The organism is Brevibacterium sediminis (assembly GCF_013623905.1).
GTDB lineage: Bacteria > Actinomycetota > Actinomycetes > Actinomycetales > Brevibacteriaceae > Brevibacterium > Brevibacterium sediminis.
The window spans coordinates 787,220-813,270 of the sequence record NZ_JABKDD010000001.1 but is presented as its reverse complement, the minus strand read 5'-3'; the positions used below and the strand labels follow the sequence as shown (position 1 = coordinate 813,270).

Annotated in this window: 26 protein-coding genes; all 26 read left to right on the top strand. The window is 66.7% G+C overall.

All coding sequences use genetic code 11. From position 1 onward, the window contains the following. The first annotated feature begins 12 nt into the window (after positions 1-12). The 26 genes from carB to HK108_RS03660 all read left to right on the top strand — a co-directional run bounded on the left by carB (position 13) and on the right by HK108_RS03660 (position 26,008). Positions 13-3,288, top strand: coding sequence for a carbamoyl-phosphate synthase large subunit (gene carB, locus HK108_RS03785; protein WP_181270540.1), 3,276 nt, complete (start codon positions 13-15; stop codon positions 3,286-3,288). Further along, positions 3,288-4,133 carry an orotidine-5'-phosphate decarboxylase gene (pyrF, locus tag HK108_RS03780; protein WP_172170289.1) on the top strand — a complete coding sequence of 282 codons (846 nt, stop codon included), beginning with the start codon at positions 3,288-3,290 and terminating at the stop codon, positions 4,131-4,133. The genes carB and pyrF overlap by 1 nt, the downstream gene beginning before the upstream one ends. 175 nt (positions 4,134-4,308) lie before the next feature. Further along, positions 4,309-4,620 (top strand): integration host factor, actinobacterial type, encoded by a 312-nt coding sequence (gene mihF, locus HK108_RS03775; RefSeq protein WP_025777825.1) that lies wholly within the window; start codon positions 4,309-4,311, stop codon positions 4,618-4,620. A 19-nt stretch (positions 4,621-4,639) separates the two neighbouring features. Beyond that, entirely contained in the window at positions 4,640-5,203 is a 564-nt protein-coding gene (gmk, locus tag HK108_RS03770) for a guanylate kinase (RefSeq protein ID WP_181270539.1), read from the top strand. 12 nt (positions 5,204-5,215) lie between these two features. Beyond that, positions 5,216-5,551 (top strand): DNA-directed RNA polymerase subunit omega, encoded by a 336-nt coding sequence (gene rpoZ / locus HK108_RS03765; RefSeq protein WP_228281215.1) that lies wholly within the window; start codon positions 5,216-5,218, stop codon positions 5,549-5,551. Further along, entirely contained in the window at positions 5,548-6,828 is a 1,281-nt protein-coding gene (coaBC, locus tag HK108_RS03760; protein ID WP_181270538.1) for a bifunctional phosphopantothenoylcysteine decarboxylase/phosphopantothenate--cysteine ligase CoaBC, read from the top strand. Before rpoZ ends, coaBC begins: the two co-directional genes overlap by 4 nt. Next, positions 6,825-8,030 (top strand): methionine adenosyltransferase, encoded by a 1,206-nt coding sequence (metK, locus tag HK108_RS03755; RefSeq protein WP_139908107.1) that lies wholly within the window; start codon positions 6,825-6,827, stop codon positions 8,028-8,030. Before coaBC ends, metK begins: the two co-directional genes overlap by 4 nt. Before the next feature lie 12 nt (positions 8,031-8,042). Then, a complete protein-coding gene (locus tag HK108_RS03750) occupies positions 8,043-10,097 on the top strand; it encodes a primosomal protein N' family DNA-binding protein (RefSeq protein WP_139908106.1) in 2,055 nt (684 codons plus the stop codon). Positions 10,098-10,126: 29 nt separating this feature from the next. Then, positions 10,127-11,059, top strand: a complete 933-nt coding sequence (locus tag HK108_RS03745) for a methionyl-tRNA formyltransferase (protein WP_172169691.1) — start codon at positions 10,127-10,129, stop codon at positions 11,057-11,059. A gap of 5 nt (positions 11,060-11,064) precedes the next feature. Further along, a complete protein-coding gene (locus HK108_RS03740) occupies positions 11,065-12,528 on the top strand; it encodes an RsmB/NOP family class I SAM-dependent RNA methyltransferase (RefSeq protein WP_172169689.1) in 1,464 nt (487 codons plus the stop codon). A 3-nt stretch (positions 12,529-12,531) separates the two neighbouring features. Further along, on the top strand, positions 12,532-13,194 hold the full coding sequence (gene rpe, locus HK108_RS03735; RefSeq protein WP_181270537.1) for a ribulose-phosphate 3-epimerase: 663 nt from the start codon (positions 12,532-12,534) through the stop codon (positions 13,192-13,194). Between the two features lie 50 nt (positions 13,195-13,244). Beyond that, positions 13,245-13,910, top strand: a complete 666-nt coding sequence (locus HK108_RS03730) for a nicotinamide mononucleotide transporter family protein (protein WP_101544373.1) — start codon at positions 13,245-13,247, stop codon at positions 13,908-13,910. A 98-nt stretch (positions 13,911-14,008) separates the two neighbouring features. Then, on the top strand, positions 14,009-14,272 hold the full coding sequence (locus tag HK108_RS03725) for a phosphoribosyl-ATP diphosphatase (protein WP_101544371.1): 264 nt from the start codon (positions 14,009-14,011) through the stop codon (positions 14,270-14,272). A 53-nt stretch (positions 14,273-14,325) separates the two neighbouring features. Beyond that, entirely contained in the window at positions 14,326-15,165 is an 840-nt protein-coding gene (gene hisG / locus HK108_RS03720) for an ATP phosphoribosyltransferase (protein WP_172169683.1), read from the top strand. Positions 15,166-15,172: 7 nt separating this feature from the next. Next, positions 15,173-15,607: a PH domain-containing protein gene (locus HK108_RS03715; protein ID WP_229663936.1), complete on the top strand. Its 435-nt coding sequence runs from the start codon at positions 15,173-15,175 to the stop codon at positions 15,605-15,607. 2 nt (positions 15,608-15,609) lie between these two features. Continuing rightward, positions 15,610-16,809, top strand: coding sequence for a CaiB/BaiF CoA transferase family protein (locus HK108_RS03710; RefSeq protein WP_181270536.1), 1,200 nt, complete (start codon positions 15,610-15,612; stop codon positions 16,807-16,809). 11 nt (positions 16,810-16,820) lie between these two features. Beyond that, on the top strand, positions 16,821-18,323 hold the full coding sequence (locus HK108_RS03705) for a carboxyl transferase domain-containing protein (RefSeq protein ID WP_139467319.1): 1,503 nt from the start codon (positions 16,821-16,823) through the stop codon (positions 18,321-18,323). Positions 18,324-18,332: 9 nt separating this feature from the next. Further along, the gene (gene hisF / locus HK108_RS03700) at positions 18,333-19,097 is read left to right on the top strand and encodes an imidazole glycerol phosphate synthase subunit HisF (protein WP_139467318.1); all 765 of its coding nucleotides are present in this window, start codon (positions 18,333-18,335) and stop codon (positions 19,095-19,097) included. Continuing rightward, positions 19,094-19,450, top strand: coding sequence for a phosphoribosyl-AMP cyclohydrolase (gene hisI / locus HK108_RS03695; RefSeq protein ID WP_172169676.1), 357 nt, complete (start codon positions 19,094-19,096; stop codon positions 19,448-19,450). Before hisF ends, hisI begins: the two co-directional genes overlap by 4 nt. Then, positions 19,353-20,993: an anthranilate synthase component I gene (trpE, locus tag HK108_RS03690; RefSeq protein ID WP_181270535.1), complete on the top strand. Its 1,641-nt coding sequence runs from the start codon at positions 19,353-19,355 to the stop codon at positions 20,991-20,993. The genes hisI and trpE overlap by 98 nt, the downstream gene beginning before the upstream one ends. Positions 20,994-20,997: 4 nt before the next feature. Next, positions 20,998-21,546, top strand: coding sequence for a Trp biosynthesis-associated membrane protein (locus HK108_RS03685; RefSeq protein WP_139467315.1), 549 nt, complete (start codon positions 20,998-21,000; stop codon positions 21,544-21,546). Between the two features lie 96 nt (positions 21,547-21,642). Further along, positions 21,643-21,912: an HGxxPAAW family protein gene (locus HK108_RS03680; protein ID WP_139467314.1), complete on the top strand. Its 270-nt coding sequence runs from the start codon at positions 21,643-21,645 to the stop codon at positions 21,910-21,912. Then, on the top strand, positions 21,909-22,706 hold the full coding sequence (trpC, locus tag HK108_RS03675; RefSeq protein ID WP_172169674.1) for an indole-3-glycerol phosphate synthase TrpC: 798 nt from the start codon (positions 21,909-21,911) through the stop codon (positions 22,704-22,706). Before HK108_RS03680 ends, trpC begins: the two co-directional genes overlap by 4 nt. A gap of 127 nt (positions 22,707-22,833) precedes the next feature. Then, entirely contained in the window at positions 22,834-24,048 is a 1,215-nt protein-coding gene (gene trpB / locus HK108_RS03670) for a tryptophan synthase subunit beta (RefSeq protein WP_172169672.1), read from the top strand. Next, positions 24,045-24,836: a tryptophan synthase subunit alpha gene (gene trpA / locus HK108_RS03665; RefSeq protein WP_172169670.1), complete on the top strand. Its 792-nt coding sequence runs from the start codon at positions 24,045-24,047 to the stop codon at positions 24,834-24,836. The genes trpB and trpA overlap by 4 nt, the downstream gene beginning before the upstream one ends. Then, complete coding sequence (locus HK108_RS03660) at positions 24,833-26,008, top strand: prolipoprotein diacylglyceryl transferase (protein ID WP_172169668.1); 1,176 nt, start codon at positions 24,833-24,835, stop codon at positions 26,006-26,008. Before trpA ends, HK108_RS03660 begins: the two co-directional genes overlap by 4 nt. Positions 26,009-26,051 lie beyond the last annotated feature (43 nt).

The following is a 26,051-nucleotide window of genomic DNA, read 5'->3' as shown; positions in this document are numbered from 1 at the left end:
GGAGAACCCCCAATGCCATTGAGACACGACCTCAAATCCGTCCTCGTCATCGGCTCCGGCCCCATCGTCATCGGCCAGGCCTGCGAATTCGACTACTCCGGCACCCAGGCCTGCCGCGTGCTGCGCTCCGAGGGCCTGCGCGTCATCCTCATCAATTCGAACCCGGCGACGATCATGACCGACCCGGACATCGCCGACGCCACCTACGTCGAACCGATCGATCCGGACGTCATCGAGACGATCATCGAGAAGGAACGCCCCGACGCGCTCCTGCCCACCCTGGGCGGACAGACCGCACTCAACGCGGCCATCGCCCTCCACGACGCCGGAGTGCTCGAGAAGTACGGCGTCGAACTCATCGGTGCCGACGTCGACGCCATCCAGCGCGGCGAGGACCGCCAGAAGTTCAAAGACATCGCCGAGGCCTGCGGCGCCGAAGTGGCCAGATCCGCCATCTGCCACACCCTCGACGAAGCCCTTGCCGCCGCCGAGGAGCTCAACTACCCGGTCGTCGTCCGCCCCTCGTTCACCATGGGCGGCCTCGGCTCGGGTATGGCCTATGACGAAGCCGATCTGCGCCGCATCGCCGGCGCCGGCCTGTCCGATTCCATCACCCACGAGGTGCTGCTCGAGGAATCGATCCTCGGGTGGAAGGAATACGAGCTCGAGCTCATGCGCGACAACAAGGACAACGTCGTCGTCGTGTGCTCGATCGAAAACGTCGACCCCGTCGGCGTGCACACCGGTGACTCGATCACAGTGGCCCCGGCCCTGACGCTGACCGACCGGGAATACCAGTCGATGCGCGATATCGGCATCGCCATCATCCGGGCCGTCGGCGTGGACACCGGCGGCTGCAACATCCAGTTCGCCGTCGACCCCAGGACCGGACGCATCATCACCATCGAGATGAACCCACGCGTCTCCCGGTCCTCGGCGCTGGCATCGAAGGCCACCGGCTTCCCGATCGCGAAGATGGCCGCGAAGCTCGCCGTCGGCTACTCGCTCGACGAGATCCCCAACGACATCACGAAGGTCACTCCGGCCAGCTTCGAACCGACCCTGGACTATGTGGTCGTGAAGATCCCGCGCTTCACCTTCGAGAAGTTCCCGGCCGCGGATCCGACCCTGACGACGACGATGAAATCCGTCGGTGAGGTCATGGCCCTGGGCCGCAATTTCACCACCGCGCTGCAGAAGGCGATGCGCTCACTCGAGCAGAAGGACTCCGCGTTCAGCTGGACTGACCTGCCCGACGTCTCCGACGACGACGTCCGCGAATCCGTCCTCGAAGCCATCTCGCACGCAACTGCCGACCGCATCCACTCGGTCCAGCGCGGACTCGCCGCCGGCCTGAGCGCGGCGGAGGTCTTCGACGCCTGCGAGATCGACCCCTGGTACCTCGACCAGATCCAGCTCATCAACGAGGTGGCCGCCTATGTCCGCGACGCCGACGAACTGGACGAGCAGGTCCTGCGGGTCGCGAAGAACCACGGTTTCTCCGACGAGCAGATCGCGGGACTGCGCAGCCTCGACACGAGCGTCGTCACCGGCATCCGCCATGCGCTGCGCGTGCGCCCGGTGTTCAAGACGGTCGACACCTGCGCCGGAGAATTCGAAGCGAAGACTCCCTACCACTACTCGAGCTATGACTCCGAGACCGAGGTCATGCCGCGCGAACGCCCGGCAGTGATCATCCTCGGCTCGGGACCGAACCGCATCGGCCAGGGCATCGAGTTCGACTACTCGTGCGTGCACGCGACCATGGCGATCGGGTCGGCCGACTACGAGACGATCATGGTCAACTGCAACCCGGAGACCGTGTCGACGGACTACGACACCGCCGATCGCCTGTACTTCGAACCCCTGACGTTCGAAGACGTCATGGAGGTCTACCACGCCGAACTCGCCGCCGGCGAGGTCCTCGGCGTCGTGTGCACTCTCGGTGGACAGACCCCGCTGGGCCTGGCCGACAAGCTCAAGGCCGCGGGTGTGCCGGTGCTCGGCACCCAGCCCGAAGCCATCGATCTGGCCGAGGACCGCGGAGAGTTCGGCGCCGTGCTGGAGAGGGCCGGACTCACCGCGCCCAAGCACGGCACCGCAGTGACCGCAGCGGAAGCCGCAGCGATCGCGGAGAACATCGGCTACCCGGTGCTCGTGCGGCCCTCCTACGTCCTCGGCGGACGCGGAATGCAGATCGTCTACGATCGCACCCAGCTGCTCGACTACATGGCCAGCGCCACCGAGATCTCGACCGATCGTCCGGTCCTCGTCGACCGCTTCCTCGAAGACGCCATCGAGATCGACGTCGACGCCCTCTACGACGGCAACGAGGTCTACATCGGCGGAATCATGGAGCACATCGAGGAAGCCGGAATCCACTCCGGTGACTCCGCCTGCGTACTGCCCTCGCTGACTCTGGGCGAGCACGTGCTCGAGCGCGTCCGCCAGGGCACGAAGGCCATCGCCGAAGGTGTGGGCGTACGCGGACTGCTCAATATCCAGTTCGCGATCGCCGCGGATGTCCTCCACGTCATCGAAGCCAACCCCCGTGCCTCGCGGACCGTGCCCTTCGTCTCGAAGGCGACCTCGACCCAGCTGGCCAAGGCCGCGGCTCTCATCGCCGTGGGCCGCACGATCGAGGATCTGCGCGGAGATCTGCTGGCAGCGGCCGGCGACGGCTCGACCCTGCCGCTCGACCATCCGATCGCCGTCAAGGAGGCAGTCCTGCCGTTCCGACGGTTCACCACCGTCGAAGGCAAGATCGTCGACTCGATCCTCGGCCCCGAGATGCGCTCGACCGGTGAGGTCATGGGCATCGACCACAACTTCCCGACCGCCTTCGCGAAGGGACTGCTCGGGGCATCTGTGAAGCTGCCGACCTCGGGCACCGTGTTCGTGTCGGTGGCCGATCGGGACAAGCGCGCCATGGTGCTGCCGGTCAAGGAGCTCGTCGATATGGGCTTCGACGTCGTCGCGACCACCGGCACCGCGGCCGTGCTCTCCCGCTACGGAATCAAGACCACACAGGTGCACAAGCACTTCGAGGCCGATGCCGAAGACCGCACGGTCATCGACTACCTCACCGCGGGCACCATCGATATGGTCATCAACGTGCCGTCGGGTCGGCAGGAACGCGCCGACGGCTATGAGATCCGAGCCGCGGCGACCGCGAACTCCGTGCCGCTGATCACGACGCTGGCCGAGTTCGCCGCCGCCGTGACCTCTCTCGAGGTCATCCGCGACTCGAAGTTCGACGTGCGCAGCCTGCAGGATTGGAACGCCTGATGTTCGGCACCCGACTGGCAGCCGCCATGGACGAGCACGGACCGCTGTGTGTGGGTATCGACCCGCACGAGCATCTTCTCGCCTCCTGGGGGCTGCCCGCCAGCGCCGCAGGCGTAAGGGAGTTCGCCCTCCGCACGGTCTCCGAGCTCAAGGGCTCGGTGGCCGCCGTCAAACCGCAGTCTGCGTTCTTCGAACAGTACGGCTCCGCCGGAGTCGCTGCTCTCGAAGAGACGCTGGCCGCGGCCAGGGACGCCGGACTGCTCACCGTCCTCGACATCAAACGCGGTGACATCGGGTCGACCATGGGTGCCTACGCGAAGGCGTACCTCGACCCTGCCTCGGCGCTGGCCGCGGACTCGATCACGGTCTCGCCCTACCTCGGATTCGGCGCTCTGGAGCCGGCCTTCGAACTCGCTGCCGCTCACGGCAAGGGCGTGTTCGTCCTGGCACTGACCTCGAATCCGGAAGGGGCAGAAGTCCAGCATGCCGTGAGAGACCGCGAATCGGTGGCCGGATCGATCGTGTCCCGAGTCCGGCAGCGCAATGCTCAGGCACTGGGGACACCCGACGAGCTCGGTCCCTTCGGACTCGTCGTCGGCGCGACCATCGGCACCGCAGCGCGCGATCTGGGTTTCGATCCCAGTGACTGCGGGGGACCGATCCTCGCTCCGGGCGTCGGTGCACAGGGTGCGGGCCTGACCGAGCTGCGGGCGGTCTTCGGCGGCCGGGCGCTGGAATCGGGACAGGTGCTCGCCACCGCCTCCCGGGCGGTGCTCGGTGCCGGACCCGACGGTCTGGCCGAAACCGCCGCCGCGCTCAATCGTGCGCTGACGGTCACCGACTGAACAGCGGTGTTCGGATCGCGGGGGCGGTCCGAACACCGGTTTCGGTGTTCCGTCGACGGGCGGATTCCGGCTCGCCACGACACAAATTTCTGCTCATATCGCCTCTCGGCAGGGATTTTGTCTTAGACTGAGACAACTTCCCTACCTGCCCGTTCATGGTGACAGAGGAGACAAAGTGGCACTCGAACCGTTGACCCCGCAACAGCGTTCCGCTGCGTTGGACAAAGCGTTCAAGGCACGTCAGGCACGAGCCGAAGTGAAGTCGGCGCTGAAGACCGGCGATACCGATCTCGCGGCCGTGCTCAAGAAGGCAGCAGACGACGAAGCACTGGCGAAGATGCGTGTGCTCGATCTGCTCAGAGCTCTGCCCGGAGTCGGCGACCGGCGCGCCGAAGCCGCCATGGAAGAGGTCGGCATCGCCACCTCCCGTCGGATCAAAGGTCTGGGCGTCCACCAGAAGTCCGCCCTGTTGGAGAAATATTCCTGAGTGTGACAACCTCAGATCTGTGAATAATCGACTCACCGTCCTCGCGGGTCCGACCGCCGTCGGAAAAGGCACCATCAGCACCTATATTCGGCAGAACCACCCCGAGGTCTGGTTCTCCGTGTCGGCCACGACCCGACCCAGACGCCCCGGTGAGATCGATGGTGTCCATTATCACTTCCTCACCGACGACGCCTTCGACACCCTCATCGCCGAGGATCGCCTGCTCGAATACGCCGTCGTCCACGGACGCCACCGCTACGGCACGCCTTCGGCCCCGGTGGAGGAGAAGCTCGACCAGGGGATTCCCGCGCTGCTGGAGATCGATCTGCAGGGAGCCCGCCAAGTCAAAGAGAAGATGCCCGATGCCCGCTTCGTCTTCCTCGCCCCGCCCAGCTGGGACGAACTCGTCTCCCGACTGACCGGTCGAGGCACCGAAACGGAGGAGGAGCAGGAACGACGACTGGCCACCGCGAAACGCGAATTGGCCGCCGAATCGGAGTTCGACGTGACCATTGTGAACGACCACGTTCGCAATGCGGCCGAAGAACTCCTATCATTGATGGGTATATCCACTTCCGATTAGATGGGAATCTCCTTGCCCGCACAGCCTGAAGGCATCACCAACCCTCCGATCGACGATCTGCTCAACGTCACCGGTTCGAAGTACGAACTGGTCTCGATCGCGGCAAAGCGCGCCCGTCAGATCAACTCGTACTACGCCCAGCTGCAGGAGGGACTGCTCGAGAACGTCGGTCCGCTCGTCACGCCGGGCACCAACGAGAAGCCTCTGTCGATCGCTCTGCGTGAGGTCAACGAGTCGAAGATCGTCGCCCGCGAGGTCTCCGAAGCCGACTTCATCCAGGCCGCACCCGAGGCCGAAGCCACCGCTCCTGTGAGCAACGACGGCGCGATCGACTTCAGCGACCAGTGAGAATCGTACTCGGCGTCGCCGGTGGGATCGCCGCCTACAAAGCGGCACACATCATCCGGCGACTCCGGGAACTCGACCACAGCGTCAAGGTCGTTCCAACGGCCAACGCACTGAAATTCATCGGTGCCCCCACTCTCGAGGCACTGTCCGGCCAGACCGTGACCACCGATGTCTTCGACGAGATCGACACCGTCAATCACGTCCGCATCGGACAGGAAGCCGAACTCGTCATCATCGCCCCGGCGACCGCCGATCTGATCGCGAAGATCGCCGCCGGACGAGCCGATGATCTGCTCACCGCCTCCGTGCTCACCACCACCGCCGAGGTGGTCGTGGCCCCGGCCATGCACACGGAGATGTGGCTCAACCCCGCCACAGTCGCCAACATCGCGACCCTGCGCTCCCGCGGCGTCCATGTCCTCGACCCTGCTGTCGGACGCCTCACCGGCCCCGATTCCGGTCCCGGACGACTGCCCGAACCCGAAGCGATCGTCGACTTCGCGCTCTCGGTCAAGGACGGCACCGCCGGCGACTCGGCAGATGCGTCCACTGACCCCAGCGGTGCTCTGTCCGGTCGTCGCATCGTGATCAGCGCCGGCGGCACGCGGGAAGCACTCGACCCCGTGCGCTTCCTCGGCAACCGCTCCTCAGGCAAACAGGGCATCGCGCTGGCCAAGGCCGCCCATGCCGCGGGCGCATCAGTCGAACTCGTCGCCGCGAACATCGACACCGGTCTGCTGACGGGACTGCCTGCGGGCATCACGATCACTCCGGTCGAATCCACTCTTGAGCTGCAGTCGGCGATGCATTCGGCCCAGGTGTGGGCTGATGCCATCATCATGGCCGCTGCCGTCGCCGACTACCGGCCGGCCGAGACGACGGACTCGAAGATGAAGAAGTCCGGAGACGACGGTCTGACTCTGCGTCTCGTGCAGAACCCGGACATCCTCCGCGGACTCGTCGACGAACGCAGCCGTCAGTCCAGCCTCCGCCATCAGATCATCGTCGGATTCGCCGCCGAGACCGGGGACGCCGCCACCGCAGCCCTCGACTACGCTCGAGCCAAGTTCCACCGCAAGGGCGTCGACCTTCTCGTATTCAACGACGTCTCCGACGACCGCGCCTTCGGCCACGATGAGACCATGGTCCAGATCATCTCCGCCGACCGCGGCGAGATCGTCGTCGGTGAGGAATTCCACGGGTCGAAGGACCATGTTTCACAAAAGGTCATCGCGGCCGTCTCCGACCGAATCACCCACGTAGAATCGACAACGTGACACACACAAATCTGCGTTTCTTCTCATCCGAGTCCGTCACCGAGGGACATCCCGACAAGATCTGCGACCAGATCAGCGATGCGGTGCTCGACGACCTGCTCCGGCAGGACCCCAACGCCAAAGTGGCCGTGGAGACCATGGTCACCACCGGCCTCGTCCACGTCGCCGGTGAGGTGAATACGGCCGCCTACGCCGACGTCGCCGGAATCGTGCGCAGCCTCATCACAGGCATCGGCTACGACTCCTCGGACACCGGCTTCGACGGACACTCCTGCGGAGTCTCAGTGTCCATCGGAAGCCAGTCCACGGACATCCACTCCGGTGTGACGAATCCGCTGGACTTCCGCGAGGCCGTCGAATCCTCCGACCACGGCACCAGCCTCGGCGCCGGGGATCAGGGACTGATGTTCGGCTATGCCGACAACTCCACCGATGTGCTCATGCCGCTGCCCATCCACTTGGCCTCCCGGATGGCCGAGCAGCTCTCCGCGGTGCGCAAGTCCGGTCGGCTCGACTACCTGCGCCCCGATGGGAAGACCCAGCTGACGCTGGGCTATGACGGCGATGAGGCAGTGTCGATCGAGAACGTCGTCGTCTCCACCCAGCACTCGGCGGAGACCAGCCAGTCTCAGCTGCACACGGAGATCAAGGAACTCGTCATCGATCCGGTGATCGCCGATTCCGGTCTCGACACCTCGGGCGCGAACATCCACATCAACCCTGCCGGCCCCTTCGTGACGGGCGGGCCGATGGGCGATGCCGGTCTGACCGGACGGAAGATCATCGTCGACACCTACGGCGGGTTCTCCCGTCACGGTGGCGGTGCGTTCTCCGGCAAGGACCCTTCGAAGGTCGACCGTTCGGCGGCCTACGCTATGCGCTGGGTGGCGAAGAACGTCGTCGCCGCCGGTCTCGCCGACCGCGCCGAGGTGCAGGTGTCCTATGCGATCGGCCGAGTCGACCCGATGGGACTCTACGTCGAGACCTTCGGGACGGAGAAGGCGGACCCGGCGGCCATCTCGGCTGCCATCCGCGAGGTCTTCGACCTCCGCCCAGCGATGATCATCCAGGAACTCGACCTGCTGCGCCCGATCTACTCGCAGACCTCGACCTACGGCCACTTCGGCCGTGAGCTGCCCGATTTCACCTGGGAGGTCACGGACCGCGCCGAGGATCTGCTGCGCGCCGTGTCCTCCAACTAGTCTGCCGTCGGCGTGGACGAACCCCTCCCGATCGACACCGGCACCTCGGCCGAGGGCCAGGTTCCCCTGGCCCCGACCGAACCGGTCGCCCGAGTGCTCATCGACCATCCTGTCCCACACCTGGCGCGGACCTTCGACTACGCGGTGCCGGAGAAGCTCGCCGAGGCTGCCCTGCCCGGAGTGCGGGTGCGGGTGAAGTTCGCCGGAAAGCTGCGCGACGGCTATCTGCTCGAACGCGTCGAATCCTCGGACCACTTCGGTCCGCTGGCGACGATCCAACGCATCAGCGGCCCCATTCAGGTGCTGAGTGCGGATCTGCTCGCCTTGAGCGGCGCCGTCGCCCGTCGCTACGGCGGCACCCTCGCCGATGTGCTGCGCCTGGCCATCCCACCGCGTCATGCCCGCGGCGAGAAAGCCGTGCTCAAGGCGGAGAAGACGGGACAGCCGGCCGCGCAGACCGATGCCGACGCCGCGGACCCAGCGACCGGACCGAACGACGGGCCGGCGGATGATCCGCAGCTGCTCGGCCGCCTCGGCGAATGGGTTCTCGCGGCGGGGACGGAACCCACGGTCGACAACGTCTCGGGCCCGCCTCGGCGCAGAGCCGTGGCGTGCACACCCGGGCCGACGCCGGGTCTCAGCTGGATCCGTGCCGGACTCGATGCCGCACGGGCGAGTCTCGAGGCCGGCCGATCGGTGCTCTGGCTTGTGCCCGATCATCGTGAACTCGCCGTGCTCCATTCGACTCTCACCCACGCTGGGATCGCGGAGGTCTCGGTGCTCAGCGCCGACCAGTCACCGGAGCTGCGGTGGCAGGCCTGGCTGCGCGGGCTGCTCGGACACACGCGGATCACGATCGGCACGCGGGCGGCGGCCTTCGCCCCCGTCGCGGACCTCGGACTCATCATCTGCACCGATGACGCGAACCTCAACTATCTCGATCAGCACGCCCCGTACCCGCACGCCCGGGAGGTCTGCCTGCTGCGGTCGACGATCGAGGACACCGAGCTGCTCTTCGTCTCCACCGACCGCAGCGCCGAAGTGCAGCGTCTCGTCGAGATCGGCTGGCTGGCCGACGTCACACCGGTCGGTCCGGCCAGGCGGCATGCCGCCCCCGTCGTCTTCGTCCCCGATGAGGACCGGGACCCCTTCGCCTGGCAGCGCATTCCCAGCCGCGCCTGGCAGATCATGCGAACGGCGCTGCGCCCGCGTCCCCGGGACGGCGGAGTGCCCGGTCCGGTGCTCGTGCAGGTGCCGCGTTCCGGCTACTATCCTGTCTTCGCCTGTGCCCGCTGCCAGGAAGTCGCCCGCTGCCCGCAATGTCAGGCGACGCTGACCACACAGTCGGAAGTCGGTCCCTTCGCCTGCCGGTCCTGCGGCTTCCACTCGGAGACGTTCAGCTGCCTGCGCTGCCGGTCGAACCGTGTGCGATCGATCGTGCGCGGCCGGGCCCGCACCGTCGAAGAGCTTGCCCGGGCGCTGCCGGACATCGAGATCGTCGAATCCGGAGGCGACCACATCTCCACTGCCCTCGACGAGACCCCGCGACTCGTGGTCGCCACCACCGGAGCCGAACCCTATGTGCTCGGCGGCTATGCCGCGGCGATCCTTCTGGATTCGCTGTGGCCGGGGCCCTGGATGCGCTCGATCGACGAAAGTGTGGCACGTCGACTGCGAGCCGCCTCACTCGTGCGTTCCCGCGATGATGGAGGAGCCGTCTACCTCGGCGACGAAGACGAACTCATCCGGCAGACCCTGACCGCCTTCGACCCCACGACCTTCATGTCACGACAGCTGAGCGACCGGAAGGCACTCGGCTTCCCGCCCTACCGACGGATCCTCGAACTCACGGGAGCAGGCGCCGACATCGACGAGGTGCTCGAACAGATCGGCGAGGTCGAGGAACTCCTGCGTGAGGACGCCGAGGACGGACAGCGCAGCGTCAGCGCCTACCCGTTCTCCGCCGGAGACCGCGTCGGAACGAGAGCGGCCGAGATCATTGCCTCCCGGTCCGCCAAGAAGCAACGGCAGGTGCGCGTGCGCATCGACGATCCCCGGTCGCTGTGACGGCGCGGCGAACCAGTAGAATCCAAGTCGTGGATATCGTCTTCGCCGGCACCCCTGATGTCGCAGTTCCCGCCCTCGAGGCCTTTGCCGAATCGAGCCACCGCATCCGTGCGGTGCTCACCCGACCCGATGCGCCCGTCGGACGGAAGAGAGTCCTCACCCCGTCACCGGTGAAGACCCGCGCTCTCGAACTCGGACTGCCCGTCATCGAAGCCGGTCGTCTGCGCGGCGATGTCATCTCACAGCTGCAGGCACTCGATGTCGACGCCGTCGCCGTCGTCGCCTTCGGCGCCATCGCCGGACCCGCCGCACTGGCCACCGCCCGACTCGGCTGGTTCAACCTCCATTTCTCACTGCTGCCGGCCTACCGCGGAGCCGCCCCCGTCCAACGCGCACTCATCGGCGGCGAGACCACGAGTGGGATCAGTGTGTTCCGCATCGACGAGGGCATGGACACCGGCCCCGTGCTGCGCCGACTCGAACTGCCGCTCGACCACGCGGACGTCGCCGAGGCACTTGAGGACTATGCACGCCGCGGGGCACCCGAACTCGTCGCCGCCTTCGACGATCTCGCCGCCGGCACCGCCGCCCCGACCCCGCAGACCGGCGAGTCCAGCCATGCGGAGAAGATCACCGTCACCGACGCCCACCTCGACCTGTCCGCTCCGGCCGCCCGGGTCATTGACAGGGCCCGCGGAACCAGTCCCGCACCGGGACCATGGGTGGAACTCGACGGAAAGAGGACGAAGCTCTTCGGACTCTCACCCGCACCCGAAGTGACGACCCCTGGGGCCGTCGGTGAACTGACCACCTGGCAGCAGCAGCCGGTGCTGCGCTGCGGTGACGCCTGGGTCAGGGTCGAACAGATCCAGCCCTTCGGCAAGGCCCGGATGGCCACGGCCGACTTCCTGCGCGGCCGCGGAGACGTGACCTTCGACCCCTATACCGAAGAGGATGCATAAAAGCCATGGCTGAGTCAGCAGGCAGAGACCGCCGAGGCGGCAGCCGCGGAAACGACGGCAATCACGGGCAGCGCCGAGGCGGCCCCCGAAACACAGAACGAGCGGGTAAGAACCTGCCGCGGCGCATCGCCTGGGAAGTCCTCCTCGACGTGGCGACGAAAGACGCCTACGCGAACCTGCTGCTGCCGGCTAAACTCTCCCGCACCCATATGGGCGCTCAGGACGCTGCCTTCACCACCGAGCTCACCTACGGAACCCTGCGTCGGCAGAAGTTCTACGATGCGGTCATCGAAATCGCCTCGTCCCGAGCCGTCGACAAGATCGATCCCGAACCCCTGGCCGCAATGCGGCTCGGCGCCCACCAGCTGCTGTCGATGCGGGTGCCCAACCATGCTGCACTGTCCGAAACCGTGGCCGTGGTCAAACGATCGGCGGCGAAGACCGCCGGATTCGTCAATGCCGTGCTCCGCCGTATCTCGGAAGCCGAACCCACCGAGTGGCTCGACCGCGTCACCGCCGAGGCCGACGAGACCACCCGACTGGCGATCGAACACTCCCATCCCGAATGGGTCGTCCGGGCATTGAACCAGGCGCTCAAGGGACATGGCCGCGATGCCGCCGAGCTCGAAGCTCTCCTCGAAGCCGACAACGCACCCGCAAAGGTCGGAGTGACCGCCCTGCCCGGACTCATCGACCGCGCCGAACTGCCGGGTGAACCCACCCCGCTGTCACCGATCGGCGTCACCCTGGAGACCGCGGTTCCCCGGGACGTGGCAGCTGTGGCCGACGGACGTGCCCGCGTCCAGGACGAAGGTTCCGCGCTCGTGGCCCTCGCTTTGGCCGATATCGACGCACCCACCGGAACCTGGGCCGACCTGTGCGCCGGACCCGGCGGCAAGGCCGCCGTCCTCGCAGCCAGAGCCGCCGGCGAATCGACGACATTGGAGGCCTTCGACTCCAGCGAGCACCGTGTCGACCTCGTCCGCGACTCCACCAAGGCGCTGACCAACGTCATCGCCGCCGTCCGCGACGGACGCGACGCCCGCGGACCCTACTCGAAGATCCTCGTCGACGTACCCTGCTCCGGACTCGGTGCCCTGCGCCGCCGTCCCGAAGCCCGCTACCGCAGACGGCCCGAAGACATCACTTCCCTGACCGGACTGCAGCGCGAACTTCTCGCCGCTGCCCTCGATGCCTGCGCGCCCGGGGGAGTGGTCGCCTACTCGACGTGCTCTCCGCACTACGCCGAAACCGTGCTCATCGTCGACGAGGTTCTGCGCCTGCGAGCCAAGTCGGGAAGCGCGGACATCGAGGTCCTCGACACCCCGGCCGCGCTGTCGGCGATCACCGGCACCGAGGCAGAGTCGTTCGCGTCGGTGACCCGGGAAGGCGGGCGATACGCCCAGCTCTGGCCCCATGTCCACAACAGCGACGGAATGTTCCTGGCTCTCCTGCGAAAGGCGAAATGACCCATGTCGATCGACATCAACCCCTCCATCCTGTCCTCGGACTTCTCCGATCTGCGCGGTGAGCTTACGAAGATCAGGACCGCCGATATGGCCCATATCGACGTCATGGACAACCATTTCGTGCCGAACCTCACCTTCGGCCCGCCCGTCGTCGAACGCATCCAGGCGATCTCGCCGATCCCGCTCGACGCCCACCTCATGATCGCCGATGCCGACCGCAACGCTCCCGTGTACGCGGAGATCGGCTGTGCCTCGGTGACCTTCCACGCCGAGGCAGCCGCCGCCCCCGTCCGTCTCGCCCGGGAACTGCGCCGCCTCGGGGCCAAGGCCAGCCTCGCCCTCAAACCGGCCACCCCGATCGAACCCTTCATCGACCTCCTCGGCGAATTCGATCAGATCCTCATCATGACCGTCGAACCCGGATTCGGTGGTCAGAAGTTCCTCGACGTGTGCCTGCCGAAGATCACGCGGACCCGCGAAGCGATCTCTGCTGCCGGACTCGAGATCAAACTGCAGGTCGACGGGGGAGTCTCCGCGGCGACGATCGACCGTGTCGTCGACGCCGGCGCCGACGTCCTCGTCGCCGGCTCCGCCGTCTACGGAGCCGACGATGCGGCAGCCGCCATCAGCGAACTGCGCACCCTCGCCGCCGCACACACCCACTGACCGAACCGAGCCGAACTATGCTTACGGCCCACACCTGAAGAGAGCCTGCGATGGACCTGTTCGACTGGTTGAACACCCCGGCATTCGAACTGCTGGGCAAGCCTGTGCCGTACTCCGACCTGTTCGGCAACATCTGTGCGCTGGCCACGGTCGTCCTGGCGCTGCGCCGGAACATCCTGTCCTGGCCGGTGCAGATCCTCGGCTCCATCCTCCTCTTCTCCGCAAGCCTCTCCGCCGGCCTCGGCGGCAACGCCTCTCGGCAGGTCGTCATCATCGTCGCCGCGGTCTGGGGATGGACGCAATGGAAGAAGTCCAAGGCCGCCGCCGGTGAAGTCCTCGTCCGCTGGGCGAGCTGGAAGGAACGGGCGATCCTGCTCGCAGCTCTCGTCATCGGCACCGGAGTCTTCGGCTGGGTCCTCGCCCTGGGCGGATGGTCCTGGAACCCCTACCCCGACGCCTATATCTTCATCGGTTCGATCGTGGCCATGTACGCCCAGGGCCGAGCCATCGTCGAATTCTGGTTCGTCTGGCTCGCCGTCGACCTCGTCGGCATCCCGCTGGCGATCTCCGGCGGACTCGTCTTCTCCGGAGCCGTGTACCTGTTCTTCCTCGTCATGGTCATCCTCGGACTCATCGACTGGTCGAAACGGTCACGCCAGACGATCTCTGCGCCTCACCGTCCGGCCACCGACATCGGCCGCGACCCCGAGGACTGAGGTCAGCCGCCGGCAGCACCAGTGAGACCCGGCCTGCCGCGTTCTAGAACATGAGACCCCGAATGCTGCGGCCGATGCAGATGCATTAGGCTGGAGAAGTGAAGACCTTTGAGACTCTCTACGCCGAACTCCAGCAGAAATCCCTCGATCGCCCCACCGGTTCGAAGACCGTGGCCGAACTCGACGCCGGAGTCCATGCGATCGGCAAGAAGGTCGTGGAAGAGGCCGCCGAAGTATGGATGGCCGCCGAATACGAAACCAAGGAAGAGCTCGCCGAGGAGATCTCGCAGCTGCTCTACCACGTACAGGTGATGATGATCGCCAAGGGACTGACCCTCGACGACGTCAACACCCACCTGTAAGACCCTCCCACGAACCTGACCGACCCGACGCCATCGAACTCCAAAGGGACCCCATGCTGCGTGTAGCCGTGCCCAACAAGGGCGCACTGTCCGAAGCCGCCTCCGACATGCTCAGCGAGGCCGGATACTCCACTCGACGCGGAACCAAGACCCTGGTCCATCAGGACGAGGTCAACGGAGTCGAATTCTTCTACCTGCGTCCCCGCGACATCGCCATCTACGTCGGCTCCGGAATCCTCGACGCCGGAATCACCGGCCGTGACCTGCTGCTGGAGTCACAGGCCGAAGCCGAAGAGGTGCTCGGACTCGGATTCGGTGCCTCGCGCTTCTTCTACGCCGGCACCGCCGGCTCGTTCACCTCGGCCGAGCAGCTGGCCGGTGCCCGCATCGCCACGAGCTTCCCGAACCTCGTGGATGCCGACCTGCAGCGACGCGGAATCGCGGCAACCACGGTGCAGCTCGACGGGGCGATCGAGGTCTCCATCCAGCTCGGAGTCGCCGACGCCATCGCCGATGTCGTCGAGACCGGCTCCACGCTGCGCGCCGCGGGACTCGAAACCTTCGGCGAGCCGCTGCTCGAATCAGAAGGTGTGCTCATCCAGCGCGCCGGAGCCGAATCCCGCATCGGCGTGCTCAAACGCCGCCTCGAATCGGTCATGGTCGCCCGCCAGTATGTGCTCGTCGACTACAACATCGAACAGCGCCTGGTTCCCGAGGCGATCTCGCTGACCCCGGGGCTCGAATCCCCGACCGTGTCCCCGCTGCAGGAGACCGGGTGGGTCGCTGTGCGCGTCATGGTCGAAGCGAAGGAAGTCAACAACGTCATGGACCGGCTCTACGGAGTCGGGGCGCGTGCGATTCTGGTGACGAACATTGGCGCCTGCCGAATCTGATCTGGCCGTGTTCCGGCCCCGACAGGTGCGCGTCGTCAGCATCGTCGGTGCCGTTGCCGTGACCGCTGGGTTCGCGGTCCTGTCCGTGGCGCTGTTCGTCGTGGACTGGGAACCGTGGACAGTGCTCGACATGATATGGATGAACCTGCTGGGCATTCTCTTCGGAGCCGCCCTGCTGCGCATCTCCGATATCCAGGCCCGGCCCACCGAGGACGGTCTGGTGGTCAAGAACATGGTGCGCACCCGTCGGCTCGACTGGGGACAGATCCTCGGTGTGACGTTCTCACCCGAGGGCGATGATCCGTGGCCCCTGTTGGACCTCACGGACGGCACCACCTGCGCGGTGATGGCGATCCAGCACGCAGACGGTCGCCGCGCCCATGCGGAGGTCGCACGATTGCGTATGCTCATCAAGAGACGCACCCACTTCAAGGAGGATTAGGAATGGCGAACGAGACACCCGAGGCAGGCCCCCTGACCGGATACACCGTCGTCGATCTCTCTCGTGCCCTGGCCGGCCCTCATGCAGGAATGATGTTCGGCGATCTCGGCGCGCGGGTGATCAAGGTCGAGAACCCCGGCAAGGGCGATGATTCGCGGTCGTGGGGACCTCCCTTCGTCGGGCCTGCGGACAATCCTCAGGCCACCTACTTCTTCTCGTGCAACCGCAACAAGGAATCCATCGCCCTCGACCTCAAATCCGACACGGGCAAGGACACCCTGACCGGACTCATCGCACGCGCCGATGTTCTCATCGAGAACTTCCGCTCCGGTGTCCTCGACCGACTCGGCTTCTCCACCGCCCGCTGCATGGAGATCAACCCGCGCCTGGTCATCCTGTCCATCACCGGATTCGGCCACGACGGTCCGGAAGCCTCCCGCGCCGGCTATGACCAGATCGCCCAGGGCGAAGCCGGGCTGATGTCGCTGACCGGCTCGGGACCCGATGATATGCAGCGCGTGGGCGTGCCGATCGCTGACCTGCTGGCCGGAATCTACGGCTCATACGGCGTGCTGGCGGCCCTGCTCGAACGCGAACGCACCGGCAAGGGCAAGGTCGTGCGCACCTCGCTCATCGCGGGAATGGTCGGCGTCCACGCCTTCCAGGGCACCCGGGCCACGGTCGCCGGTCAGGAACCGCAGCCCGGCGGCAACCACCACCCTTCGCTGTCGCCCTACGGACTCTTCAACTGCCGCGACGGCGCCGTGCAGATCTCCGTGGGCAACGAGAACCTGTGGCAGAAGTTCTGCACTGCCTTCGAGATCGATCCCGCCACCGAGGGCATGGCCGTCAACTCCGAGCGCGTGGACAACCGCGCCGCCGTCATCGAACTCATCGAAGACCGCTTCTCTGCCTACGACGCAGCCGATCTGCTGAACAGGCTCACCGAGGCGGGAATCCCGTCCGGCACGGTGCGCACCCTGCCCGAGGTCTACCAGTGGGAGCAGGCACTCAGCCAGGGACTCAAGGTCTCCGTCGACCACCCCGTGCTCGGCGACATCGACCTGCCCGGACCGCCGCTGCGTTTCTTCGACGCCGATTCCTCCGGTGAGGTCGAAACCACCCGCACCGCTCACGATGCCCCGCCGCTGCTCGACGAAGACGCGGAATCCATCGTGGCGTGGCTCGCCGACGGAAACTGAACGGAATCGCCATGACGCGTCTCAACGCACTCGAGCTCGTCGACATCGTCCTCGACGAAGGATCCTATCTGTCCTGGGACACCACTCCCGTCCAGCCCGCCGGCGGGATCTCTGACGCCTACGCTGCTGAACTCGAAGCCGCGGCGCAGAAGTCCGGAGTCGACGAATCCATCATCACCGGCGAAGGCACCATCGCCGGCCGTCGCGTGGCCGTGATCGCCGGCGAATTCCGCTTCCTCGCCGGGTCGATCGGCGTGGCCGCGGCCGAACGCCTCGTCGATGCCATCGAACGTGCGACCCTCGAAGGGCTGCCCCTGCTGGCCGGTCCCGCCTCGGGCGGCACCCGCATGCAGGAGGGCACCATCGCCTTCCTGTCGATGGTGAAGATCACGAACGCCGTCATCGCCCATCGCAAGGCCGGACTGCCCTACCTCGTCTACCTGCGCCATCCCACCACCGGAGGAGTCTTCGCCTCCTGGGGATCGCTGGGGCACGTCACCGTGGCCGAACCCGGATCCCTCATCGGATTCCTGGGCCCTCGAGTATTCGAGGCCATCTACGGAGAGAAGTTTCCGGAGAACGTGCAGACCGGGGAGAACCTGCACAAGATGGGCATCGTCGACGCCGTCATCGGACCCGAACGCATCGCCGGTACGGTCTCCCGCGTCCTCGACGTGCTCATGGGCGCCAAGGAGGTTCCCAGCTCGGTGCCGGACCCGGACACGGCCCCGGACAGCGTCGACCCGAACTCCGATGCCTGGGCCGCGATCACCAGCTCGCGTCGCCCCGAACGTCCCGGGGTCCGTGATCTGCTGCGCACCGCAGCGAACACCGTGCTGCCGCTCAACGGCACCGGCGAAGGGGAGAAGGACCCCGGACTGCTGCTGGCCCTGGCGAAGTTCGGTTCCGCACCGTGCATCGTCCTCGGCCAGGACCGATTCCGGCAGGACTCCCGCGAACCGATGGGCCCGGCGGCCCTGCGTGAGGCCAGACGCGGAATGCGATTGGCCGCGGAGCTGCACCTGCCGCTCGTGACCGTCATCGACACCCCCGGCGCGGCTCTGTCGAAGGAAGCCGAAGAAGGCGGCATCGCCGGCGAGATCGCCCGCAGCCTCGCCGACCTCGCCAACCTCGACGCTCCGTCCGTCTCGCTCATCCTCGGTGAAGGATCCGGGGGCGGAGCACTGGCCCTCATCCCGACCGATCGGGTGCTCAGCGCCGAACACGGCTGGCTCTCGCCTCTGCCGCCCGAAGGCGCCTCGGCGATCGTGCACCGCACGACCGAGAGAGCCGCCGAGATGGCTCAGAGCCAGGGCGTGCACGCTCCCATGCTGCAGGCCAACGGAGTCGTCGACCGAATCATCGCCGAACATTCCGACGCCAGCGACGAACCGCTCGACTTCGTCGCCAGGGTCGGTGAGACACTCGAATACGAACTCATCTCGCTCATGCGCGAACCTTCGGCCAGGCGGCTGGCCCGCCGAATGGATCGCTACCGGGGCCTGGGAATCTAGGAGGACTGCGTGGTAGCTGTCAGAGTCATCCCCTGTCTGGACGTGGACGGCGGACGCGTCGTCAAGGGAGTGAAGTTCGCCGACCTCAGGGACGCCGGCGACCCCGTCGAGCTCGCCCGCCGCTACGGCGAGTCCGGAGCCGACGAACTCACTTTCCTCGACGTCACGGCCAGCAGCGGTGACCGGGAGACCGTCCACGACGTCGTCCGCGCCTGCGCCGAAGAGGTCTTCATCCCGCTCACCGTCGGCGGAGGGATCCGCAGCGTCGCCGACGTCGACCGGCTGCTGCGCGACGGAGCCGACAAGGTCTCGGTCAACACCTCGGCGGTGAAGAACCCGGAACTCATCAGCGAGATCTCCCGACACTTCGGCAACCAGGTCCTCGTCCTCTCCCTCGACGCACGGCGCGCACAGGGCGCGAGCACGGAATCCGGCTTCGAGGTCACCACTCGCGGCGGCCGCGAAGGCACCGGCCGCTGCGCCATCGACTGGATCCGGGAAGCCGCCGACCGCGGGGTCGGCGAGATCCTGCTCAACTCCATCGACGCCGATGGCACACGTGAGGGGTTCGACCTCGAACTCATCCGCGCCGCCCGCGCCGCCGTCGACGTACCGCTCATCGCCTCGGGCGGCGCCGGAAAGGTCGAACACTTCGCTCCAGCAGTGGAAGCCGGAGCCGACGCCCTGTTGGCTGCCAGCGTCTTCCACTTCGGCACCCTGAGCATCGCCGAGGTCAAGGACGCCCTGCGCGCGGAGGGAATCGACGTCCGATGAGCAGCGACATCGACGCGACTCCGGAGAACTGGCGGGAGATCATCCGAACGAACGACGACGGGCTCATCCCTGTCATCGTCCAAGAGGCCACGAGCGCAGAGGTGCTCATGCTCGCGTGGATGGACGTCGAAGCCGTCTCCCGCACACTGGAGACGAACCGGGCCACCTACTGGTCCCGATCCCGGCAGGAATACTGGGTGAAGGGGGAGACCTCGGGTCATGTCCAGCACGTCCGCTCGCTCAGCCTCGACTGTGATGCCGACGCCCTGCTCATGCTCGTCGACCAGACCGGACCCGCCTGCCATACGAACACCCCGACCTGCTTCACCGGAAGGACCATCAGTGTCGACTGACCCAGCGGCGAACCCCACCGACCTGCCGATCCGACCCAGCCTCGACGAGTTCCGCGCCCTCGGCGCCGACCATCGCCTGGTGCCGGTCCACACCCAGGTGCTCGCGGACTCGGAGACCCCGCTGAGCCTCTACCGCAAACTCACCGACGGCGGACCGGGCAGCTTCCTCTTCGAATCCGCCGTCGCCGGATCCTGGGCCAGGTACTCCTTCATCGGCTCGGCGCCCGTGGCCACCCTCATCTCGACCGCAGACGGATTCCACTGGACCGGCACGCCTCCGGTCGGCGTCCCCACCGACGGCGACGTCCTCGACGCGGTCACCGCCACCCTCGACCTCCTCGCCGTGGCCGAAGCGGAATCGGAGCTGCCGCCCATGGTCTCGAGCTTCGTCGGCTACTTCGGATGGGACATCGTCCGTCGCTTCGAGAGGCTCGGGCCGCCGCGGCCCAACGAACACCACCTGCCGACCGTGCAGCTGATGATCCCCGGCGATATCGCCGTCTTCGACCACTATTCGGGAATGGTCACCCTCGTGGCCAACGTATTCAACGTCAACGGCGCCGATACCGGCATCGACGACGCCCACGCCTCGGGAGTCGCCCGCATCGCCGCGATGTGCGAGCGTCTGCAGCAGCCCAGCCCGGCAGATGTCCTGCGCCCCCGGAAGGCCGACCCCGAGGTGTCCACCCGCACCCAGCCGCAGGTGTACCTCGACGGTGTGGAGACGGCGAAGCAGAAGATCGTCGACGGTGAGATCTTCCAGGTCGTCATCGGCCAGCGCTTCGACACACCGTGCGAGGCCGATGCGCTGAGCGTGTACCGGATGCTGCGGCATGCGAACCCGAGCCCCTTCATGTACCTGCTCAACCTCCATGACGACGGAGGGGAACCGGTGAGCATCATCGGCTCCTCACCCGAAGCACTCGTGACCGTCCGGTCGGGAGAGGTGGTCACCCACCCGATCGCCGGTTCCCGCCCCCGCGGGACCACACCGGAAGCCGATGACTCTTTGGCCCGAGAGCTCCTGGCCGATGAGAAGGAACGAGCCGAGCACCTCATGCTCGTCGACCTCGCCCGCAACGACCTGGCGAAGGTCTGCGCGGCCGGAACCATCGACGTCAGCGAGTTCATGGACATCGTCCGCTACAGCCACATCATGCACATCAGCTCGACCGTGCGCGGCGAACTCGAACCCGGAACCACCGCCATCGATGTGCTGCGGGCGACGTTCCCCGCCGGCACGCTGTCGGGTGCGCCCAAACCCCGGGCGCTGCAGATCATCGACGAACTCGAACCCGTCGGACGCGGAATCTACGGGGGAGTGGTCGGCTATATGTCCTTCACCGGCGACCTCGACCTCGCCATCGCCATCCGCACCGGGGTGCTCCGGAACGGCACGATGAGTGTCTACGCCGGAGGCGGACTCGTCGCCGACTCCGTGCCCGAGTCCGAGTACCAGGAATCCGAGAACAAGGCCGCAGCTGTGCTGCGTGCCGCCGCCGCAGCCGACGCATTGGATGCGGCGGAGGGAAGTCAGAGGTGAGGCCATGACGAAATCACGTGGAGTCCTCATCATCCTCGTCATCGCCGCTGCCCTGTGGGCGCTGACGATCTCCGCCTGGCAGGCCGGTGCCGGAGGCGACACGCTCGGACCCAGCGGAGTGGCAAAGGTCACCGAGGATCCGAGCTCCCAGACCTCACCCGTGGCCACCGCGTGTGTGGCGATCATCGCGGTCTCGGGACTGCTCGCCGCAATGCTCGGACGGATCGGCCGCTTCGTCGTCCTGGGACTGGCCGGCATCGCCGGAATCGGCTACGGGATCACTGCACTGAGCGCCGCCTCGGCGCCGGGAGCCACTTCCTGGGCGATCATCGCCGCAGTGGCCGCAGGCATCGGCGTCATCGGCATCGTCTGGGTCGCCGTCGCCTCGAACGGGTGGACGAACTCCAACCGCTACGCCCGCACCGCCGAATCCGCTTCCGGGGAATTCGATTCCGCCGCGACCTGGGACGCACTGTCCCGCGGAGAAGACGTCGAAGACGCACCCGACGACGAAACGTCGACCGACCCGGACACCGACCCGGATTCGAAATGACCTTGTGACCGGGTCGGTGTCCGGTCAGCCGAAGAAGCGTGACACAATGGAGGAAAGTTTCCACACGCGTGTCACGCACTCACACAAAGGAGCGCCATGTCGCAGTCCCTCGCCCGCAACGGAGCCGCAGATCTCGACAAATCCACGATCGACTACGCAGCGATCGCCGATCCCGGTCACGGCAACTCGGTGGCGGGATGGACCGGAGTCGTCATCATGCTCATCGGCGTCACGGTCGGCTGTGTGGGATTCACGATCCACAACCCCACGATCACCTACATCTCCATCGGCATCGTCGCCCTCGGCGTCGTCGTCGGCCTGATCCTGCGCGCCATCGGACTGGGCAACAAGCCGAAGAAGAAATGACAGTCCTCATCGACATCATCTCCGGCGTGCGGGAAGATCTGCAGGCACGCCGGAACGAGGTACCGCTGAGCGAGATCACCGCGCGGGCCGCTGCGGCCGAACCGGTCCGCCCCTTCGACCTGTCCGCCGACTTCGGCGTCATCGCCGAGGTCAAGCGGAAGTCACCCTCCCGCGGTGACCTCGCCGAGATCCCCGACCCGGGCACGCTCGCCGGTCTGTACGCCGCCGGGGGAGCCCGGGCCATCAGCGTGCTCACGGAATCCCGCCGCTTCAACGGCAGTCTCGCCGACCTCGACTCGGTGCGCGCGGCCGTGGACATCCCGGTCCTGCGCAAGGACTTCATGGTCGACGAATATCAGTTCCACGAGGCCCGCGCTCATGGCGCGGACATCGTTCTGCTCATCGTCGCAGCACTCGATCCCGTGCAGCTGGGCGAGTTCCATGCCCTGGCCACGGAACTGGGGATGACGGCGCTCGTCGAGACCCACAATCGCGAAGAGCTGGAGACCGCGACGGAACTCGGTGCCGAACTCATCGGCGTGAACACCCGCAACCTCAAGGATCTCAGCGTCGACACCGACCGGTTCGCGCCCCTGGCCGAACTCGCTCCCGCCGGCTGCACCCTCGTGGCCGAGTCCGGCGTTGCCGGAGCCGCCGAGGTGTCGAAGTACGCGGACTCCGGAGCCGATCTCGTGCTCGTCGGCGAAGCCCTCGTCACCGGCGGCCGTCCGCAGGCCGCAGTCGAGGAGTACACCGCACTCGGCCGGGAACGCCGCTCCCTGTCCGTATCCTGAACCCTGCCCGCGTCGGCCGCTCCACGTGGCCGACGATGGGCTGACACTGCACCCATTCCGGCGTCCGGTGAGGCGGAGTCTCTCCGCCCCACAGGCCGGCGCCACGAGGAGATCGAGAAGGACCGCAATGACCGATTTGAGCGAGGAGACCGGACCGTACTTCGGCGAGTTCGGAGGCAGGTTCATCCCCGAAGCGCTGATCCCGGCACTCGACGAGATCGAAGAGACCTGGCGCAAATCCCAGGTGGATCCGGCCTTCACCGACGAACTCCTCACTCTGCAGCGCAGCTACATCGGCCGGCCCTCTCTGCTCACCGAGGCCACTCGCTTCGCCGAGCACTGCGGCGGTGCTCGAGTGTTCCTCAAACGCGAAGACCTCAACCACACGGGCAGCCACAAGATCAACAACGCCCTGGCGCAGGCTCTGCTGGCCAAGCGGATGGGCAAGACCCGTCTCATCGCCGAGACCGGTGCCGGACAGCACGGGGTCGCCACGGCGACCGCCGCGGCCCTGCTCGACATGTCCTGCGTGGTCTACATGGGCGAGGAGGACACTCAGCGCCAGGCCCTCAATGTCGCACGCATGCGTCTGCTCGGAGCTACGGTCAACGCCGTGACCAACGGCACCCGCACTCTCAAGGACGCGATGAACGAAGCCATGCGCGACTGGGTGGCCAACGTCGATGACACCCACTATGTCATCGGCACGGTCGCCGGTCCTCACCCGTTCCCGGCGATGGTCCGCTCCTTCCAGAACGTCATCGGGGTCGAAGCCCGCGAACAGATCCAGGACATGGCCGGTCGCCTGCCCGACGCCGTCTGCGCCTGCGTCGGCGGCGGATCGAACGCGATGGGACTCTTCGCCGCCTTCCTCGGCGATGCGGACGTGAAGATCTTCGGCTTCGAAGCCGGCGGCGAAGGAGTCGACTCCGGCCATCACGCCGCCCGGTTCTCCGGCGGACGCCCCGGTGTCCTCCACGGCTCCGCCACCTACATCCTCCAGGATGACGACGGTCAGACGCAGGCCTCCCACTCGGTCTCCGCCGGACTCGACTACCCATCGGTCGGCCCCGAGCACTCCCACCTCCACGACACCGGGCGCGTGACGTACGAACCCGTCGTCGATGAGGAGGCGATGGAGGCCATGCGACTGCTCTCCCGCACGGAGGGCATCATCCCCGCCATCGAATCCGCTCACGCCCTGGCCGGAGCCATGCGCATCGGCCGTGAGCTCGGACCCGACGCGGTCCTGCTGGTCAATCTCTCCGGCCGTGGCGACAAGGATATGACGACCGCCGCGAAATGGTTCGACTACATCGACGAAGGAGCGGTGCAGGTATGACGCACTCAGGTCCACGCACAGGAACCACCCTCGACGCCGTCGCCGAGGCTGGCCGCAAGGCCGCACTCATCGCCTACCTGCCCGTCGGCTTCCCGACCGTGGCCGGTTCGACAGAGGCGATGGTCGAACTCGTCCGCAACGGCGTCGACATCATCGAGGTCGGTCTGCCGTACTCCGACCCCGGAATGGACGGACCCGTCATCCAGCGCGCCGGTGAGGCGGCACTGGACAACGGTGTGCGCACCTCCGATGTCTTCACCGCAGTCGAAGCCATCGCCGAAGCCGGCGGCACCGCCGTCGTCATGAGCTACTGGAACCTCGTGCTCCAGTACGGCGTCGACAGCTTCGCCCGCGACCTGGCCTCGGCCGGAGGCGGCGGAATCGTCACTCCCGACCTCATCCCCGATGAGGCGGCACCGTGGCTGGCAGCTTCCGAGAAGTACCACCTCGACCGCATCTTCCTCGCCGCACCCTCGTCGACGCCGGAGCGCCTGGCCCGCATCGTCGAGCACAGCTCCGGATTCGTCTACGCCGCCTCGACCATGGGTGTCACCGGCGTCCGCTCCGAAGTCGACAACCATGCGCGCGATCTCGTCGCCCGGCTGAAGGAAGCCGGAGCCGAACGCGCCTGCGTCGGGCTCGGCGTGTCGAACCGCGAACAGGCGGCCGAGGTCGCCGAATATGCCGATGGCGTCATCGTCGGCTCCGCCCTCGTTCGGGCGCTGAACTCCGAAGGAGTGGCCGGAGTCGGTCGACTCGCCGCCGAGCTCGCAGAAGGGTGTGCATGAGCTTCAGCCCGGCATGGGTCGTCTTCACCGTCCTCGGCATCGGACTCGCGCTGTGGATGACAGGCATCCAATGGCGCGCCCGCGGCGGCCATAAGGGAGACCTGTGGGCCATCACGGTCGTCGGTCTGCCTGCGGCAATCATCGGCGGACGTCTCGGACATCTGCTCTCGGCACCGGACACCTACTTCGGCCCCGACGGCAGCCCGCTGCGGGCGCTGGCGGTCTGGGACGGCGGATTCAGCTTCTGGGGAGCCACCATCCTCGGCTTCCTCTCCGTCTGGGTGCTCACCCGTATCCAAGGCATCAGGTTCCGACCGCTGCTCGACTCGGTCGCACCGGGGCTCATCCTCGGCCACGTCGCCGGAGCCTTCAGCGATTGGTTCGACGGTCGCCTCGAACTGGTCACGGTGCTCACCGAATCGGCGTGGAACCTCATCGCCTGTGTTGTGCTCATCATCGTGTCCAAACGCCTCCGGCTCGGCTACGGACAGGTCTTCGCCCTGTATCTGTGCCTGTTCGGCCTCGGCCGCATTCTGCTCGAGGCCCTGCGGATCGGCACCCCCGCGGCCGAGGACGCGCGCCTGCTGTTCGGACTGCCGTTCAACGTGTGGACGGCCATCCTCGCCCTGCTCATCGGCCTCGGCTGGCTCATCGTCTCCCGACTGCGTCACCGCACCTATGAGACCGGTGTCTACATGCACGGGTCCCGGACCCTGCTGCGCCGCCATCGCCGCGGAAAGCACACCTTTGAGATCAATGCACCCAATATCGCCGAGGCGGCCGCCGCCTCCGGAGCCCCGTTGCCTTCGGTAGCGCGGGTGGCCGATCCGGACGATCAGCACGGTCACGACGGAGGCGGGGCACCGACATCACGGCGCTCGACCGTGAGAGCGTCCCCCGCCTCGGCTTCCGACTTGACTGCCGATGCTTCTGCGAGCCGTGCAGACGTCGACGATGCGGCGTCTGCGACAGGGGACAGCACCACGACTGGCGCCGACCCGGACGACTCGGAGCCCGAGGACGAATCCGGAATCGATCTCAGCGGTCGCCACAGCTTCGGATTCTTCGGGGCGGTCACCTCGGCGATCTCGATCGTGCCGGATGTGCGCGGGAAGTCAGCCCCCGCAGCGCACGACGCAGACCCTCGAACGTCCGATACTCAAGACAAATAGGTTCGCACTTCGTTCCTTTTTCTGCTTTTTCTCACATTGCACA

Excerpts from the sequence above, each read along its gene's own strand:
- trpB (WP_172169672.1), top strand. The coding sequence starts at position 22,834 with ATGACCGATTTGAGCGAGGAGACCGGACCGTACTTCGGCGAGTTCGGA.
- HK108_RS03740 (WP_172169689.1), top strand. The coding sequence starts at position 11,065 with ATGGCTGAGTCAGCAGGCAGAGACCGCCGAGGCGGCAGCCGCGGAAAC.
- HK108_RS03660 (WP_172169668.1), top strand. The coding sequence starts at position 24,833 with ATGAGCTTCAGCCCGGCATGGGTCGTCTTCACCGTCCTCGGCATCGGA.
- trpC (WP_172169674.1), top strand. The coding sequence starts at position 21,909 with ATGACAGTCCTCATCGACATCATCTCCGGCGTGCGGGAAGATCTGCAG.
- HK108_RS03730 (WP_101544373.1), top strand. The coding sequence starts at position 13,245 with ATGGACCTGTTCGACTGGTTGAACACCCCGGCATTCGAACTGCTGGGC.
- HK108_RS03680 (WP_139467314.1), top strand. The coding sequence starts at position 21,643 with ATGTCGCAGTCCCTCGCCCGCAACGGAGCCGCAGATCTCGACAAATCC.
- trpE (WP_181270535.1), top strand. The coding sequence starts at position 19,353 with ATGCCGACGCCCTGCTCATGCTCGTCGACCAGACCGGACCCGCCTGCC.
- carB (WP_181270540.1), top strand. The coding sequence starts at position 13 with ATGCCATTGAGACACGACCTCAAATCCGTCCTCGTCATCGGCTCCGGC.
- hisG (WP_172169683.1), top strand. The coding sequence starts at position 14,326 with ATGCTGCGTGTAGCCGTGCCCAACAAGGGCGCACTGTCCGAAGCCGCC.
- trpA (WP_172169670.1), top strand. The coding sequence starts at position 24,045 with ATGACGCACTCAGGTCCACGCACAGGAACCACCCTCGACGCCGTCGCC.
- hisI (WP_172169676.1), top strand. The coding sequence starts at position 19,094 with ATGAGCAGCGACATCGACGCGACTCCGGAGAACTGGCGGGAGATCATC.
- HK108_RS03705 (WP_139467319.1), top strand. The coding sequence starts at position 16,821 with ATGACGCGTCTCAACGCACTCGAGCTCGTCGACATCGTCCTCGACGAA.
- pyrF (WP_172170289.1), top strand. The coding sequence starts at position 3,288 with ATGTTCGGCACCCGACTGGCAGCCGCCATGGACGAGCACGGACCGCTG.
- HK108_RS03685 (WP_139467315.1), top strand. The coding sequence starts at position 20,998 with ATGACGAAATCACGTGGAGTCCTCATCATCCTCGTCATCGCCGCTGCC.
- HK108_RS03710 (WP_181270536.1), top strand. The coding sequence starts at position 15,610 with ATGGCGAACGAGACACCCGAGGCAGGCCCCCTGACCGGATACACCGTC.
- rpe (WP_181270537.1), top strand. The coding sequence starts at position 12,532 with ATGTCGATCGACATCAACCCCTCCATCCTGTCCTCGGACTTCTCCGAT.